The following is a 16,772-nucleotide window of genomic DNA, read 5'->3' as shown; positions in this document are numbered from 1 at the left end:
AGTGAAGTTCCATCACATTTAAGCTTGGCTTGTTTTATAATCTATTTTCGATAGACTTTAATATTAATTTCATAATAGTCATCGTGGTCTTTTTCACGTTCTTCATAATCAATACCGTTAGCTTTAATTTCTAGTAAACTATCAGCTATGATATCTCTTGCAGCTGAAATATCACGTGCAAATTCGGGAGGTTTCGCGACGACTTTTTCTTTTACAGTGGTCTCTGGTTTCGCATTGGCTTGTTTAATTTTATCTTCAGTTTGCTTAACATTAAGATGTTCTGTCAAAATGCACTCTAACATATCCAATTGTTGGGCTTTAGGTAAGCTAATGAGTGCACGCGCATGACGTTCAGTAATACGGTGTTCGCGCACCGCATCAATCACAGGTTTTTCTAATTTTAATAAACGTAACTTGTTTGCTACAAAGCTTTGGCTCTTTCCAACACTTTTCGCAAGTTCTGCTTGAGTAATGCCTTCAAAGGCTAATAATTTTTTATAGGCTTCCGCTTCTTCCACAGCAGATAAGTTTTCACGTTGAATGTTTTCAATTAACGCCACTACAGCTGTCTCTTCATCATTTAAATCTCGTACAATGACATCCGCTTTCGTCATTTTATTATGTTGCAGCGCACGAAAACGACGCTCTCCTGCAATGATTTCGTACATATTTTCTTCTATCGGACGTACTACGATAGGCTGTAATAACCCGTGAACTTGAATAGACTCAGCTAGTTCTTCAATTCGTGCAGGATCAAAAGTCTGTCTCGGTTGATATCGATTTGGTACAATACGTTCAATTTTAATCGTTTCGACACCTTGTCGCTCTTTTTCTGAAACATTAACCAATTCATCTTTATTTTTTAATCCAAATAATTTAGAAAAGGGTTTTTTCATCACTTTTCGCTCCCTTTATAATATACACTCTTAGTTTACTAGCAGTGACGCCAAATGAAAACTAAAAACAATTACTCCACAAGTGGTGATTTATTTGGAGTCCCCGGTTTTCTTGGATATTTCTTTGGTGTCTGACTTCTTTTTTCAATTTTTATAATTTGTCGTTCACCCGCATCTTCTGGCAACTCAAATTGATAAATATCACTCACACGGCCTCCAAAAACACCAATGCCAAAGCGCGCTTCATCTAACTCTTCCTCACCCTTTGACGATTTTAAAGCTAAGAAAAGGCCATGTTTTTTAACAAGTGGTATGCATAGCTCACTTAATACGGTTAAACGTGCTACAGCCCTTGCTGTGACAATATCAAAAGACGCCCGGTAGTCTTGATTTTTACCAAAATTCTCAGCACGTTCATGTACAAAACGGACGCCTTCAAGTTCTAATTCATTCGCAAGTTGATTTAAAAATTGAATGCGTTTATTTAAAGAATCCACAATCGTCACGTTAAGATTTGGAAACACAATTTTTAAAGGAATACTTGGAAATCCTGCACCTGCCCCAACATCACATAAGCTAAGAGGCTCGGTAAAATCGTGATAAAAACTTGGCGTGATCGAATCATAAAAGTGTTTTAAATACACTTCATGTTCTTCTGTAATACTTGTTAAATTAATTTTATCATTCCAAGTCACTAACATATCATAATACGTTCTAAACTGATCTTTTTGATGATCTGATAAAGTAATGCCATGAGACTCAAGTTGTTTAGCTAACCATTCTACTGTCATTTATTTCACCCTTTCAATTTTACCTTGTTCTAAATAGACTAATAAAATTGAAATATCAGCAGGATTGACGCCAGAAATACGAGATGCTTGCGCAATATTTAATGGCTTCACTTCAGCTAATTTTTCACGCGCTTCAGTAGCTAAGCTATCCACTTTGCTATAATCAAGATCTTCTGGAATTTTCTTTTCTTCCATACGTTTCACTTTATCAACTTGTTGAAGCGACTTTTTAATATATCCTTCATATTTCGTTTGAATTTCAACTTGCTCTGTTACATCAGGTGAAAGTTCAGATGTTTCCTCTAATAATTCTAAAATAACGTCATAAGTCATTTCTGGACGACGTAATAATTCTTTCGCAAGGATACCATCTTTTAACGGTGAGCCACCTTCACGTTCGATAATCTCTTGAACACGTGCTTTCGGTTTAATACGAATAGAGGCTAAACGATCAATTTCATCACTGATTTGTTGACGTTTTTCACTAAATTTCGCATAGCGTTCTTCAGAAATAAGACCAAGTTCATAACCTAAATCTGTTAAACGTAAATCTGCATTATCATGACGTAATAGTAAACGGTATTCTGCACGTGATGTTAATAAACGATACGGTTCATTCGTACCTTTTGTCACTAAGTCATCAATAAGCACACCAATATAAGCATCAGAACGGCTTAAAACAGTCTCTTCTTTACCTAATACACGCGCTGCTGCATTAATCCCTGCCATTAAACCTTGGCCTGCCGCTTCTTCATAACCTGATGTACCATTAATTTGGCCTGCAGTATATAAGTTTTTAATTTTTTTCGTTTCAAGTGTTGGCCATAATTGTGTAGGTACTAGAGCATCATACTCAATCGCATAACCAGCACGCATCATATCCGCTTTTTCAAGACCAGGGATTGTTTCCAACATTTGACGTTGTACATGTTCTGGTAAGCTTGTTGATAAGCCTTGAACATAGACTTCGTTCGTATTGCGTCCTTCTGGTTCTAAGAAAAGTTGATGACGTGGTTTATCATTAAAACGGACGAATTTATCTTCAATTGACGGACAATAACGTGGGCCTGTGCCTTTGATCATACCAGAATACATTGCAGATAAATGAAGATTGTCGTCAATGACTTGGTGTGTCTCGCCATTTGTATAAGTTAACCAACATGGTAATTGATCTAAAATATATTCTGTTGTTTCATAACTGAATGTACGACCTACATCATCACCAGGTTGAATTTCAGTTTTACTGTAATCAATTGTTTTAGAATTAACACGTGGTGGTGTACCTGTTTTAAAACGTACGACTTCAAAACCTAATTCTTTTAAATGATCTGCTAAAGTAACAGATGGTAATTGATGGTTAGGGCCACTTGAATATTTGAGATTACCTAAAATGATTTCTCCACGTAAAAATGTACCTGTGGTTAAAATAACCGTTTCACTCATATATTCTGTACCGATATTTGTGCGTACACCTTTCACTACATCATCTTCAATGATTAACTCATCGACCATACCTTGCATAATATCTAAATTCTCTTCGTCTTCAAGCACTTGTTTCATTTCTTGTTGATATAATACTTTATCTGCTTGAGCACGTAATGCACGTACGGCTGGTCCTTTACCTGTATTGAGCATACGCATTTGAATGTGCGTCTTATCGATAGTCTTTGCCATTTGACCACCTAATGCATCGATTTCACGAACGACAATCCCTTTTGCCGGTCCCCCTACTGATGGGTTACATGGCATAAAGGCTATATTATCTAAATTAATTGTTAGCATTAATGTTTTTGCGCCACGTCTTGCAGCTGCGAGACCAGCTTCAATACCAGAATGACCTGTTCCGACAACAATGACATCATATTGTTGATTCATGCTTAATACCTCCATTTTTTATTTTCCGAGACAGAATTGACTGAATAACTGATCAATCAATTCTTCACTTGCTGATTCGCCTATAATTTCACCTAATATTTCCCATGTTCTTGTTAAATCGATTTGGACCATATCCATTGGTACGCCCATCTCAGCGGCGTCTATTGCTTCTTGAATAGTACCTTTAGCTTGTTTTAATAAGGAAATATGACGTGAATTGGAAACATAAGTCATATCTTGACTTTGAATATCTCCACCAAAGAATAAATCTCTAATTTGCATTTCTAGCGCATCTATACCTTCTTGTTTTAACATTGAAGTTTCAATAACTGGCATATCGCCTACCATTTCTTTTACTTCGTCAATATCCAATTGTTGTTCCAAATCAGTTTTATTGATAATCACAATCGCATCTTCGTGTTTAATCACTTCATATAATTTGCGATCTTCTTCACTTAAAGGTTCATTATAATTTAATACAAATAAAATTAAATCCGCTTCACTTAATGCTTTTCTTGAACGTTCCACACCGATTTTTTCTACGATATCTTCTGTTTCACGAATACCTGCTGTGTCTACTAAACGTAATGGCACCCCTCGCACATTAACGTATTCCTCTAAAACATCTCTCGTTGTACCCGCTACTTCAGTGACAATCGCTTTATTATCTTGTATTAAATTATTCAACATAGACGACTTACCAACATTCGGCTTACCAACAATAACAGTTGATAATCCATCACGCATAATTTTACCTTGTTGACCCGTATTTAATAACTGCTCAATTTGGTCCTTAATAGATTGCGCGCGTTCAAGTAAAAATTCTGTCGTCGCATCTTCTACATCATCATACTCAGGATAATCTATATTCACTTCTACTTGTGCCAGTACCTCTAAAATAGATTGACGTTGGCGTTTAATCATATCACTTAAACGCCCTTCTATTTGATTCATCGCTACTTTTGAAGCACGATCTGTTTTAGAACGAATAAAATCCATAACTGCTTCAGCTTGTGATAAATCGATTCGCCCATTTAAGAAGGCACGTTTTGTGTATTCCCCTGGTTCAGCCAATCTTGCACCATATGTCATCGTTAATTCTAATACGTGATTAATTGTTAAGATACCACCGTGACAATTAATCTCAACAATATCTTCTCGTGTAAATGTACGTGGTGCCCGTAGTACAGACACCATCACTTCTTCCACTGTTTCTTCTGTTGATGGATCAATAATGTGCCCGTAATGGATGGTATGCGAATCGACTGATTGCAACTTGTGTTTACCTTTATATAGTTGATCTGCAATCTCAACTGCATCACGACCAGACATTCTCACAATACCGATGGCACCTTCGCCCATTGGTGTAGATATACTTGTTATTGTATCCAGTTGTTCCACTAACCTCGTACCTCCTTACATAAATGATTATATTATTGTAAAATGTTTCTTTCCAAAATGCGAATGTCGTGTTTTTACCTATAATATTATAACAGTATTTAGATAGAAGTTAGACTTCGGTATGTCTGACGTCACACAAACCGAAGTCTAAAATGCCTACTTTATTCGCTTATTAAAGACTTTTGCAATCTTTAACACATGTTCCAAACTTTTTTGAATCTCCAAAGTCGTCATATTTTTTGCAGGGAATCGTGCAATTACGATAATATCTCTTGGTAAAAAATCTTCTTTATGAACCTTAAAGCATTCTCTTACACTTCTTTTAATACGATTACGAACCACAGCGTTACCTAACTTTTTAGATACACTGATACCTAGCCGAAAATGCGATAAATTTTGACGTTGAAATGTATAAACAACAAATTGACGATTCGCTACTGATTGACCTTTTCGATAAATAAGTTGAAAATCAGCATTCTTTTTTATACGGTATGCCTTTTCCATAATTCACCACTCGGCTTTCTTTTCACTTAAGTCCCCTACCCTACGATTATTAAGATTATATAACAAAAATACAGGTTAAGGTACCAAAAAAAAGACCACTGAAAGAGTCAGTGATCTTATGCTGATAAAACTTTACGACCTTTACGACGACGACGAGCTAAAACTTTGCGGCCGTTTTTAGTGCTCATACGTTTTCTGAAACCATGAACTTTACTATGTTTACGTTTATTTGGTTGATAAGTACGTTTTACCATGCAAAACACCTCCATCTTATAGTCATTAATCAACTAATTGATTATATCGTATTATTTCATTCGTTTGTCTTAAAAATCTCTGTTTAATATAAAAATGAAATATCTATATTTCAAGCAACTACTACAATATACCAAAATCATTTATTGAAATCAAGAGCGTTTTTAATGATTCCCTTTCAATTTCTCTCGGATAGTTATCCACTTATACACAATTAAAATTTTATAAACTGTGGATAACTTTTATTCACACACATAATATCCAAAACTTTAACAACATATTCACACCCGTTTGACATCTACCAATGTGAAAAAGTATAATGATGTGGATAAGTGGTTAGAACGCTTATATTCTGTAGTTTTTAAGTAATCAGTTTATCTACATAATGCTGTGTATAATCAGTTGTTTATGCATAGTCATCCACAGAATGTGCGTATCTTGTGGATAATTATTCACACCCTGTGATTATTTTTTATTTATTTTGGGGATACTGTTTATAAGTCAAAAAATTTTTTAGGAAGATGGAGTAACTATGTCAAAAGAAGAAATTTGGGAAGATGTGCTTAATTTATGTCAAGAGCAATTTTCAACTGTTTCATACAACACGTGGCTTAAAGACACAACGCTTCATTCATTAAATGATGATGAAGCCATTGTTATTGCGTCACAATCATTTGGAGCACAATGGTTACAAAAACACTACCATAATTTAATTCGGGAATTCTTAGAAGCTGTCACACAACAAAAGATCGAAACCATTCATTTTATTACATCAGCAGAACTCGACGACCTCGAAGAATCATCTTTACCAGAACAACCTACACATTCCGTTGAAACAGCGACTTCCAGTGATCAATTTAATACAAACAATACGTTTGAAACTTTTGTCATTGGTCCAGGCAACCGCTTCCCACATGCTGCGAGTTTAGCGGTAGCGGAATCACCTGCAGAGGCATATAATCCTCTATTTATATACGGAGGCGTAGGACTTGGAAAGACCCATTTAATGCATGCGATTGGTCATTATGTTTTAGAAAATAATCCAAACGCACGTGTGCTCTATACATCTAGTGAGAAGTTTACAAATGAATTTATTCAATCCATTCGTAATAACGATACGGAATCTTTTCGAGAAAAATATCGCAATATTGATATTTTACTCATTGATGACATTCAATTCATTCAAAAAAAGGAACAAACTCAAGAAGAATTTTTCCATACTTTTAATGAATTGCATCAAAATAAAAAACAAATCGTCATTTCGAGCGATCGACCACCAAAAGAGATTTCCACTTTAGAAGAACGCTTGAAATCCCGCTTCCAATGGGGGCTCATCGTAGACATTACCCCACCAGATTTTGAAACGCGTATGGCTATACTACAAAAAAAAACAGAAGAAGAGAACTTAGATGTTCCAGCTGAATCTTTAACTTACATCGCGAATCAAATTCAGACCAACATTAGGGAGCTTGAAGGCGCATTAAACCGCGTCATTGCCTATTCTAAATTACAAGGCAAAGCGATTTCGACTGAACTAACAGCCGATGCGTTAAAGGATATTATTCAAGTCACAAAATCTAAAAAAATCACGATTCAAGATATCCAAAAGGTCGTTGGAGAATACTACAACGTCCGCATTGAAGATTTTGCAGCTAAAAAACGGACAAAGTCTATCGCCTATCCAAGACAAATCGCTATGTATTTATCTCGTGAATTGACTGACTTCTCTTTACCTAAAATTGGAGAAGAATTTGGTGGACGCGATCATACAACAGTCATTCATGCATATGATAAGATTAAAAAAGATATCGAAAATGATCCAACATTAAAGCAAGAAATAGAATCCTTAGAAAAAGATATCCGAAGTTAATGTGTGGATAATGTTGATGAGTAATACACATCATACACACTTTATCCACATGTGTATAACCTTTGCATTCGGGCGATTTTTAAAGTTATCCACTAATCCACAGCCCCTATGACTATTATTACTATTTTAATTATAACTATTAACTATATAAACGACTGAAAGGAGTTTATAAAATGATGGAGTTCTCAATACAACGAGACTATTTTATCACTCAACTAAACGATACTTTAAAAGCAATTTCTCCAAGAACCACTTTACCTATTCTTACTGGGATTAAAATCGATGCCAACAATGATGGTATTGTTTTAACAGGTTCAGATTCTGAAATCTCAATCGAAATTACTATTCCAAATCAAGTCGATGGTGAAGAGATTGTTAACGTGACAACACCAGGCTCAGTAGTATTACCTGGTCGTTTCTTTGTTGATATCATCAAAAAGTTACCAGGTAAGGATGTTAAACTTTCAACAAATGAACAATTTCAAACATTAATCACTTCTGGTCACTCAGAGTTTAACTTAAGCGGATTAGACCCTGATCAATACCCATTATTACCGGAAGTATCTAGTGAAGATGCATTACAACTACCAATCAAAGTGCTTAAAAAAATCATTGCACAAACCAATTTTGCAGTGTCCACCTCAGAAACACGTCCAGTACTGACAGGTGTAAACTGGCTTATACAAGATAATGAATTAATATGCACTGCGACCGATTCACACCGTTTAGCGGTTAGAAAGTTAAAATTAGAAGACGAAGAGATCGACAACAAAAACGTGATTATTCCAGGTAAAGCTTTAACAGAATTAAATAAAATCATGTCTGATAACGAAGACTATATCGATATTTTCTTCGCTTCAAACCAAGTATTATTTAGAGTAGGTAATGTTAATTTCATTTCTAGACTATTAGAAGGTCATTATCCTGATACGTCTCGCTTATTCCCTGAAAACTATGAAATTAAGTTGGGATTAGATAACAGCGACTTTTATCACGCCATTGATCGTGCATCACTTTTAGCACGTGAGGGTGGAAATAACGTTATCAAATTAAGTACAGGTGAAAAATTAATCGAATTATCATCTACTTCTCCTGAAATTGGTACAGTGAAAGAAGAAGTCACTGCCAATGATGTGGAAGGTGGCAACTTAAAAATTTCTTTCAACTCAAAATATATGATGGATGCCTTGAAAGCGATTGATAACGACGAGGTGGATGTAGAATTCTTTGGTACGATGAAACCATTCACATTAAAACCAAAAGACGATGATTCAGTGATTCAACTCATCTTACCAATCCGCACATACTAAAAATAAAATTTGAGTTTAAACGAGATGATTAACGCATCTCGTTTTTTTCGATTTTTTTAAAGTAATTTACACAAGTTTTCCGTGTATAATTTATAAAGCATGAGGACGGGACATAACGTATAAATGCTTTGTCCTAACACCATGCGAGGAGGAAGAACGATGAAACCAAAACCTTTACGTTATTTAATTTTATTAATCGTCGTGATAGGAGTAGTAACAGTTGGGTTATTTTGGATTAATAGCAATCAAAAAGCGAATAAGATTGACGCAGAAGCATTAAAACGGTCAACTCAAAACCAACCAAAACAAGGTAGCGATGATAATGACGTTTTCATAGTCGCTTTTGGAGATTTTAAATGTCCATATTGCGGTCATTTTGAGCGAAATGTAAAACCTGAAATTGACAAATCGTTTATTCAAAACGACAAGATCGAATTTCGTTACGTCAATGTGTTACTCCATGGCGAAGAATCAGAACGTGGGGCACGCGCAGCACATGTTGTAAATAATATTGCTCCAGAAGAATATTGGCACTTCCATCAAAAGGTATTTGAAGCACAACCTGCCGATAAGGACGAGGTTGGAGAAAAAGAATGGCTTACAGATGACTTAATCACTCGTTTAATTGATCAATTAGATGTGACTGAGACACAAAAACAAAAAATTATTAACACGTATCAAGATGATGAAGGTAAGCCTGCTCAACAAGCTAAAGCAGATCACGAATTAGCTGAAAAATACAATGTGCCTCAGGTGCCTGCCTTATATATCAATGGCAAACCAGTTGAGGATGTCTCAAATGTGGACCATGTTAAAAAAGAGATACGAGATGCTTTATCATAGCACTGAATGACTTTTATAAGTTTCCTGTAATCTTATTTCAATTTATGCTAGTTTGCGCATGAAATTTTTCTCATAAAACGGTATAATATATAAGTGAGTATTTATGGAATGGAGTGATGATTTTGGCTGAAAAAGTGATTGTTGATGGTGAGATAACATTAGGACAATTTTTAAACTATGAAGGTATTATCGAATCAGGTGGCCAAGCGAAATGGTTTTTACAAGAATTTGAAGTTTTTCTTAATGATGAGCGTGAAATACGTCGCGGTAAAAAGTTAAGTGATGGAGACTTCATAGATATTCCCGAAATCGGCTCATACGTTGTTCAATTTGGTGAACAATGAAATTAAAAACACTCCAACTAGAAAATTATCGAAACTACGAAAATGTAACACTTCATTGCCATCCTGAAGTGAATATATTAATTGGCGAAAATGCACAAGGGAAAACAAATTTACTCGAATCAATTTACATGCTTGCACTTGCCAAAAGTCATCGTACAACAAATGATAAAGAGTTAATTCGTTTTAACGCTGAGTATGCTAAAATAGATGGTGAACTCAATTTTCGTCATGGTTTAATCCCGTTAACGATGTTTATCACAAAAAAGGGCAAAAAAGTGAAAGTTAATCATTTAGAGCAAAGTAAATTAACACAGTATATTGGCCATTTAAATGTGGTCTTATTTGCCCCTGAAGACCTTAATATCGTTAAAGGGTCCCCACAAGTAAGGCGACGTTTTATAGATATGGAATTAGGACAGATTTCTAATTTATATTTAAATGATTTAGCGCAATATCAACGCATATTAAAACAACGTAATCATTATTTAAAACAGTTACAGCTCAAACAAAAACAAGACACGACAATGCTAGAGGTATTAAATCAACAATTTGTCATGTATGCCGTTAAAGTAACGCTAAGAAGAGCTCAATTTATTAAGGAGTTAGAACAACTAGCGCAACCGATTCATTCAGGAATTACGAATGAACAAGAACAATTGACGTTACAGTATTTACCAAGCTTAAAAATTGAAGACTACTCTGAGAGCGAGGACGTCTTAATCCAGCAAATGACAGATGTCATTTCGCCGCATATGCAACGAGAAATAGAGCGTGGTGTGAGTTTATATGGACCACATAGAGACGACCTATCCTTTCAGGTCAATCAAATGGATGCGCAAACTTATGGCTCACAAGGACAACAACGTACAACCGCATTGTCGATAAAACTCGCAGAAATTGAACTAATGAAACAAGAGGTGGGGGAATACCCCATTTTATTACTTGATGATGTGTTAAGTGAGTTAGATGACTCTAGACAGACGCATTTATTAAGTACCATTCAACATAAGGTACAAACGTTTGTAACAACAACCTCAGTAGATGGTATTGATCATGAGATGATGAAAAGTGCGAAGACATATCATATTACGAGTGGAAATATTACGATTTAAGAGAAAGTGAAGGTGGAAACATTGGCTGATGTGAACAACCAAGAAAGTTATGGCGCGAATCAGATACAGGTCTTAGAAGGCCTAGAAGCGGTCAGAAAAAGACCTGGGATGTACATTGGATCAACTTCTGAACGTGGATTACATCATCTCGTTTGGGAGATTGTAGATAATAGTATTGATGAGGCCTTAGCTGGTTATGCTGATGAAATTAATGTCGTTATTGAAAAAGATAATTGGATTAAAGTAACAGATAACGGCCGAGGTATACCTGTAGATATCCAAGAAAAGATGGGACGCCCTGCAGTTGAGGTTATCTTAACCGTCTTACATGCTGGTGGTAAATTCGGCGGTGGCGGCTATAAAGTCTCAGGTGGACTTCACGGTGTTGGATCATCAGTCGTGAATGCGTTGAGTGAGCGTTTAGAAGTGTATGTTCATCGAGATGGCCGAGTGCACCATCAAGCTTACGAAAGAGGTATTCCAGCATTTGATTTAAAACAAATCGATGATACCTCTCAAACAGGTACAGTGATTCGATTTAAAGCTGACCCTGAAATTTTCCAAGAAACGACAGTATATGATTACGATACATTACAAAAACGTATTCGTGAGCTTGCATTCTTAAATAAAGGAATTCAAATTACCCTTAGAGATGAGCGTGACGAATCAGATATACGTGAAGATAGCTATCACTATGAAGGCGGTATTAAATCCTATGTCGAGTTGCTTAATGAACAAAAAGAGGCACTCCATAATGAGCCTATTTACGTTCATGAGAGCCGTGATGATGTTGAAGTTGAAATCGCCTTGCAATATAACTCAGGCTATGCAACGAACTTATTAACTTATGCGAATAATATCCACACATATGAAGGTGGGACACACGAAGACGGCTTTAAACGAGCATTAACGCGTGTATTAAATAGCTATGGAACTCAAAGTAAAATCATTAAAGATGATAAGGATAGGCTATCAGGTGAGGACACAAGAGAAGGTCTAACTGCTGTTGTCTCAATCAAACATGGCGACCCTCAATTCGAAGGTCAAACCAAAACAAAACTAGGTAACTCAGAGGTACGTCAGATTGTAGATCGTATTTTCTCAGAGTTATTTGAGCGTTTCTTATATGAAAATCCGCAAGTTGGACGCATCATTGTAGAAAAAGGAATTATGGCCTCTCGTGCACGTGTGGCTGCTAAAAAAGCACGTGAAGTTACTCGCCGTAAATCGCCATTAGATATTTCAAGCTTACCTGGTAAGTTAGCAGACTGCTCAAGTAAAGATCCATCCGAAAGTGAAATCTTTTTAGTAGAGGGTGACTCTGCCGGGGGGTCTACTAAATCAGGACGTGACTCACGTACTCAAGCGATTTTACCGTTACGTGGTAAGATTTTAAACGTTGAAAAGGCGCGTTTAGATAAAATTTTAAATAACAACGAAATTCGTCAAATGGTTACAGCTTTTGGTACAGGTATCGGTGGCGAATTTGATATTTCTAAGGCACGTTATCATAAGATTATCATTATGACAGATGCCGATGTAGACGGTGCACATATCCGTACGTTGTTATTAACATTCTTCTATCGTTATATGCGTCCACTCATCGAAGCGGGCTATATCTATATTGCGCAACCGCCTTTATATAAATTAACGCAAGGTAAACAAAAATATTATGTATTTAACGACAGAGAATTAGACGAATTGAAATCAAAATTAAACCCAACACCTAAATGGTCTATTGCCAGATATAAAGGTTTAGGTGAAATGAATGCAGATCAATTATGGGAAACAACAATGAACCCAGAAAATCGTACAATGATGCAAGTACATTTAGACGATGCAATTGAAGCGGACCAAACATTTGAAATGTTAATGGGAGACGTTGTAGAAAATCGTCGTCAATTCATTGAAGATAATGCGGTCTATGCAACTTTAGATTTCTAAGATGAATTGAAACAGTAGAAGGAGGACCTCTTGATGGCTGAAATACCTCAATCAAGAATAAATGAACGAAATATCAGCAAAGAAATGCGAGAATCGTTTTTGGATTATGCTATGAGTGTTATCGTCTCTCGTGCATTACCTGATGTCAGAGATGGTTTAAAGCCTGTTCATCGTCGTATTTTATACGGTTTGAATGAACAAGGTATGACGCCAGATAAACCTTATAAAAAATCCGCGCGTATTGTCGGGGATGTCATGGGTAAATATCACCCACATGGCGACTCATCTATCTATGAAGCAATGGTACGTATGGCTCAAGAATTCAGTTATCGTTATCCGCTTGTAGATGGCCAAGGTAACTTTGGCTCTATGGATGGCGATGGCGCAGCAGCAATGCGTTATACAGAAGCACGTATGACTAAAATTGCGCTTGAGTTATTACGCGATATCAATAAAGATACGATTGATTTTATTGATAACTACGATGGTAACGAACGTGAGCCAATTGTATTACCTTCTCGTTTTCCAAATTTACTTGTGAATGGTGCAGCAGGTATTGCGGTTGGGATGGCTACAAACATCCCACCTCATAATATGTCAGAAGTCATAGATGGTGTCTTAAGCTTAAGTTATAATCCAGATATTACAGTGACTGAACTTTTGGAAGATATTAAAGGGCCAGACTTTCCTACTGCAGGCTTAGTATTAGGAAAAAGTGGTATAAGACGTGCTTATGAAACAGGCCGTGGGTCAATTGTTATGCGTGCTAAAGCAGACATTCAATCACGTGGTGGCGGTCGTGAACGTATTGTAGTCACTGAAATTCCATTCCAAGTCAATAAAGCGAGAATGATCGAAAAAATTGCTGAATTAGTACGTGAAAAGAAAATTGATGGTATTACGGACTTACGTGATGAAACAAGTTTACGTACAGGCGTACGTATCGTAATTGATGTACGAAAAGACGCCAATGCAAGTGTCATTTTAAATAATCTTTATAAACAAACACCGTTACAAACGTCATTTGGTGTTAATATGATTGCGCTTGTAAATGGTAAGCCACAATTAATTAATTTAAAACAAGCACTCTATCATTATCTTGAGCATCAAAAAGAAGTGGTTAGACGCCGTACAGCTTATAATTTACGTAAAGCAAAAGACCGCGCTCATATCTTAGAAGGACTACGTGTAGCGTTAGACCATATTGATGAAATCATTACGATTATTCGTGAATCTGAAACGGATAAAATCGCAATGGAAAGCTTACAATCACGTTTTGAGTTATCAGAACGTCAAGCACAAGCGATTTTAGACATGCGCTTACGTCGTCTAACAGGTTTAGAACGAGATAAGATTGAAAAAGAATACAACGAATTAGTAGCTTATATTGCAGAATTAGAAGCGATTTTAGCAGATGAAGAAAAGCTACTTAATCTTGTACGTGAAGAATTAATTGATATTAAAGAGAAATATGGTGACGAACGTCGTACTGAAATTCAATTAGGTGGTATTGATCATCTTGAAGATGAAGACCTTATCCCTGAAGAACAAATCGTGATTACGTTAAGCCATAATAATTACATTAAACGCTTACCTGTTTCAACATACCGTTCACAACATCGCGGTGGACGTGGTATTCAAGGCATGAACACGTTAGAAGATGACTTTGTGAGTCAATTAGTAACGACGAGCACACACCACCATGTTTTATTCTTTACGAATAAAGGTCGTGTCTACACATTAAAAGGATATGAAGTGCCAGAACTCTCCCGGCAGTCTAAAGGTATCCCAGTAGTCAATGCTATCGATCTCGATCAAGACGAAACAATCAGTACTATGATTGCGGTAAAAGATTTAGACTCAGAAGACGATTTCTTAGTATTCGTGACAAAAAACGGACTAATTAAACGTTCTGCGTTGAGCAATTTTACGCGTATTAATCGAAACGGAAAAATTGCGATTAAGTTCCGTGAAGATGATGAATTAGTAGCCGTCCGTCTAACGGATGGTCATAAACATATACTTATTGGTACGGCACATGCGTCATTGATCCGTTTTAAAGAAACAGACGTCCGTTCCATGAGTCGCCTTGCTGCTGGTGTTAAAGGTATTAGATTACGTGATGAGGATAAAGTTATTGGTTTAGGTGTAGCTGATGACGACAATACAGATGAAATCTTAGTCGTCACTGAAAAAGGCTATGGTAAACGCACACCAATCGATGCTTATCGCTTATCTAATCGCGGAGGTATGGGTGTTAAAACAGCCAAACTTTCTGAACGTAATGGTGACCTTGTGTGCATTACAACGGTTGAAGGTGACGAAGATGTCATGGTTGTTACCAATCACGGTGTCATCATCCGTATGGAAGTTCAAGATATTTCGACAACAGGCCGTATGACGCAAGGGGTCCGTTTAATCAAACTTGATGAAGATCAATTAGTAGCTACGGTTGCTAAAGTTAAAAAAGAACCTGATGATATCGATTTAGACGAAACATCGCAAAATGAAGACGCTGATGTCCAAAATGATGAAGGAGCCACATTAGACCAATCTTCAACTACAGAGGAAACAGAGGCATCACAAAATGATTCACGTGAAACATTGAGAGATGATTTTATGGATCGTGTGAATGAAGATATTGAAGCGGAAGATCAGGAAAATCAAGAGGATTAAAGTTAAAAAATAAAGCGCTATGAAGCAACATTGTGTATGCTTCGTAGCGCTTTTTATCGTTAAGATTCAAGTTGTTTCATAGCGTATGGGATTTCATCAATAATTTTAGATGGTGGCACAACATACATATCTTTTGAGAGTTTTTCACCGATATAACTGTGTGTGTAAGTAGCACTTGTGACAGCATCAACAGCGTCATCAAATTGCCCCACAAAGCTTGTAATCATTCCAGCTAGTGTGTCTCCCATACCACCAGTAGCCATCGCAGGACTACCAATTTTTAATTTATATTCATCTTCTTTAAAAAATATTTCAGTGCCATGTTTTTTTAAGACGACAGTCGCATCAAGATGGTCGGCTGCTTCTCGATTACGTTCATAAGTTTGTTCTTCAATTGGAATACCGCTTAAGCGTTCCCATTCTTTTTGATGAGGAGTATAAATGACATGACATTTTGGATTTTGAGGCTTCAACTTACTGACAATGGAAATCGCATCTCCATCCACAATCAATGTATGATGTGGTTGAATGTTTTGTAGTAAAAACGTCATCGCGTTATTCCCTTTAAAGTCTAAGCCTAATCCAGGTCCAATTAAGATACAATCAGAAGCTTCAATTTGTTTCGTTAACTTTTTAGTATCGTTAATATCAATAACCATCGCTTCAGGACAACGTGAGTGAAGTGCCACGTGATTCGTAGGATGTGTCGCCACAGTTAATAAACCACTGCCACTATATACACACGCACGCGCCGCTAACATAATTGCCCCGCCAAGGTTCGCATTACCGCCAATTAATAGAATACGGCCATAATCCCCTTTATGCGTTTCTTGTTTACGTTTAGGTATGTTTACAGTTGATAATGTCTGCATCAAACCCCTCCTATCTTCCTTCCGTTATTACAACAAGATATATTATACCTGGAATTCACTTTCGTCAATAGCAAAAATATAA

Annotated in this window: 14 protein-coding genes; 7 read left to right on the top strand and 7 right to left on the bottom strand. The window is 36.5% G+C overall.

The window, feature by feature from the left end:
* Positions 1 to 41: 41 nt before the first annotated feature.
* The 6 genes from ACEE93_RS10240 to rpmH form a co-directional block, all read right to left on the bottom strand.
* Positions 42 to 896 (bottom strand): ParB/RepB/Spo0J family partition protein, encoded by an 855-nt coding sequence (locus ACEE93_RS10240; RefSeq protein ID WP_449156556.1) that lies wholly within the window; start codon positions 894 to 896, stop codon positions 42 to 44.
* Between the two features lie 71 nt (positions 897 to 967).
* On the bottom strand, positions 968 to 1,687 hold the full coding sequence (gene rsmG / locus ACEE93_RS10235; protein WP_449154489.1) for a 16S rRNA (guanine(527)-N(7))-methyltransferase RsmG: 720 nt from the start codon (positions 1,685 to 1,687) through the stop codon (positions 968 to 970).
* The gene (gene mnmG, locus ACEE93_RS10230; RefSeq protein WP_449154488.1) at positions 1,688 to 3,562 is read right to left on the bottom strand and encodes a tRNA uridine-5-carboxymethylaminomethyl(34) synthesis enzyme MnmG; all 1,875 of its coding nucleotides are present in this window, start codon (positions 3,560 to 3,562) and stop codon (positions 1,688 to 1,690) included. It lies immediately after the preceding gene.
* 18 nt (positions 3,563 to 3,580) lie between these two features.
* Positions 3,581 to 4,963 carry a tRNA uridine-5-carboxymethylaminomethyl(34) synthesis GTPase MnmE gene (gene mnmE / locus ACEE93_RS10225; RefSeq protein ID WP_449154487.1) on the bottom strand — a complete coding sequence of 461 codons (1,383 nt, stop codon included), beginning with the start codon at positions 4,961 to 4,963 and terminating at the stop codon, positions 3,581 to 3,583.
* Positions 4,964 to 5,119: 156 nt separating this feature from the next.
* Positions 5,120 to 5,467 (bottom strand): ribonuclease P protein component, encoded by a 348-nt coding sequence (rnpA, locus tag ACEE93_RS10220; protein WP_449154486.1) that lies wholly within the window; start codon positions 5,465 to 5,467, stop codon positions 5,120 to 5,122.
* 116 nt (positions 5,468 to 5,583) lie between these two features.
* On the bottom strand, positions 5,584 to 5,721 hold the full coding sequence (gene rpmH, locus ACEE93_RS10215; RefSeq protein ID WP_000240855.1) for a 50S ribosomal protein L34: 138 nt from the start codon (positions 5,719 to 5,721) through the stop codon (positions 5,584 to 5,586).
* Between the two features lie 530 nt (positions 5,722 to 6,251).
* Here rpmH and dnaA point away from each other — a divergent pair.
* From dnaA to gyrA, 7 genes are all read left to right on the top strand, one after another.
* Positions 6,252 to 7,589 (top strand): chromosomal replication initiator protein DnaA, encoded by a 1,338-nt coding sequence (gene dnaA, locus ACEE93_RS10210; protein ID WP_449154485.1) that lies wholly within the window; start codon positions 6,252 to 6,254, stop codon positions 7,587 to 7,589.
* A 173-nt stretch (positions 7,590 to 7,762) separates the two neighbouring features.
* Complete coding sequence (gene dnaN, locus ACEE93_RS10205) at positions 7,763 to 8,899, top strand: DNA polymerase III subunit beta (protein ID WP_449154484.1); 1,137 nt, start codon at positions 7,763 to 7,765, stop codon at positions 8,897 to 8,899.
* A gap of 159 nt (positions 8,900 to 9,058) precedes the next feature.
* The gene (locus tag ACEE93_RS10200; RefSeq protein WP_449154483.1) at positions 9,059 to 9,742 is read left to right on the top strand and encodes a DsbA family protein; all 684 of its coding nucleotides are present in this window, start codon (positions 9,059 to 9,061) and stop codon (positions 9,740 to 9,742) included.
* A gap of 122 nt (positions 9,743 to 9,864) precedes the next feature.
* A complete protein-coding gene (gene yaaA / locus ACEE93_RS10195; RefSeq protein WP_449154482.1) occupies positions 9,865 to 10,086 on the top strand; it encodes a S4 domain-containing protein YaaA in 222 nt (73 codons plus the stop codon).
* Positions 10,083 to 11,198 carry a DNA replication/repair protein RecF gene (gene recF, locus ACEE93_RS10190; RefSeq protein WP_449154481.1) on the top strand — a complete coding sequence of 372 codons (1,116 nt, stop codon included), beginning with the start codon at positions 10,083 to 10,085 and terminating at the stop codon, positions 11,196 to 11,198. Before yaaA ends, recF begins: the two co-directional genes overlap by 4 nt.
* Before the next feature lie 12 nt (positions 11,199 to 11,210).
* On the top strand, positions 11,211 to 13,142 hold the full coding sequence (gene gyrB / locus ACEE93_RS10185; protein WP_449154480.1) for a DNA topoisomerase (ATP-hydrolyzing) subunit B: 1,932 nt from the start codon (positions 11,211 to 11,213) through the stop codon (positions 13,140 to 13,142).
* A 33-nt stretch (positions 13,143 to 13,175) separates the two neighbouring features.
* Entirely contained in the window at positions 13,176 to 15,818 is a 2,643-nt protein-coding gene (gene gyrA / locus ACEE93_RS10180) for a DNA gyrase subunit A (RefSeq protein ID WP_449154479.1), read from the top strand.
* A 59-nt stretch (positions 15,819 to 15,877) separates the two neighbouring features.
* On the opposite strand, the gene ACEE93_RS10175 is transcribed toward gyrA, so the two are convergent.
* On the bottom strand, positions 15,878 to 16,690 hold the full coding sequence (locus tag ACEE93_RS10175; protein ID WP_449156555.1) for an NAD(P)H-hydrate dehydratase: 813 nt from the start codon (positions 16,688 to 16,690) through the stop codon (positions 15,878 to 15,880).
* Positions 16,691 to 16,772 lie beyond the last annotated feature (82 nt).

Source organism: Staphylococcus sp. 11262D007BW, from assembly GCF_053547815.1.
This window is presented reverse-complemented; position numbering and strand designations above follow the sequence as displayed.

Bases quoted from the DNA above. Each gene is read 5' to 3' on its own strand.
- mnmG (WP_449154488.1), bottom strand. From the start codon at position 3,562: ATGAATCAACAATATGATGTCATTGTTGTCGGAACAGGTCATTCTGGT.
- dnaA (WP_449154485.1), top strand. From the start codon at position 6,252: ATGTCAAAAGAAGAAATTTGGGAAGATGTGCTTAATTTATGTCAAGAG.
- dnaN (WP_449154484.1), top strand. From the start codon at position 7,763: ATGATGGAGTTCTCAATACAACGAGACTATTTTATCACTCAACTAAAC.
- ACEE93_RS10240 (WP_449156556.1), bottom strand. From the start codon at position 896: ATGAAAAAACCCTTTTCTAAATTATTTGGATTAAAAAATAAAGATGAA.
- rnpA (WP_449154486.1), bottom strand. From the start codon at position 5,467: ATGGAAAAGGCATACCGTATAAAAAAGAATGCTGATTTTCAACTTATT.
- rsmG (WP_449154489.1), bottom strand. From the start codon at position 1,687: ATGACAGTAGAATGGTTAGCTAAACAACTTGAGTCTCATGGCATTACT.
- recF (WP_449154481.1), top strand. From the start codon at position 10,083: ATGAAATTAAAAACACTCCAACTAGAAAATTATCGAAACTACGAAAAT.
- gyrA (WP_449154479.1), top strand. From the start codon at position 13,176: ATGGCTGAAATACCTCAATCAAGAATAAATGAACGAAATATCAGCAAA.
- rpmH (WP_000240855.1), bottom strand. From the start codon at position 5,721: ATGGTAAAACGTACTTATCAACCAAATAAACGTAAACATAGTAAAGTT.
- ACEE93_RS10175 (WP_449156555.1), bottom strand. From the start codon at position 16,690: ATGCAGACATTATCAACTGTAAACATACCTAAACGTAAACAAGAAACG.
- ACEE93_RS10200 (WP_449154483.1), top strand. From the start codon at position 9,059: ATGAAACCAAAACCTTTACGTTATTTAATTTTATTAATCGTCGTGATA.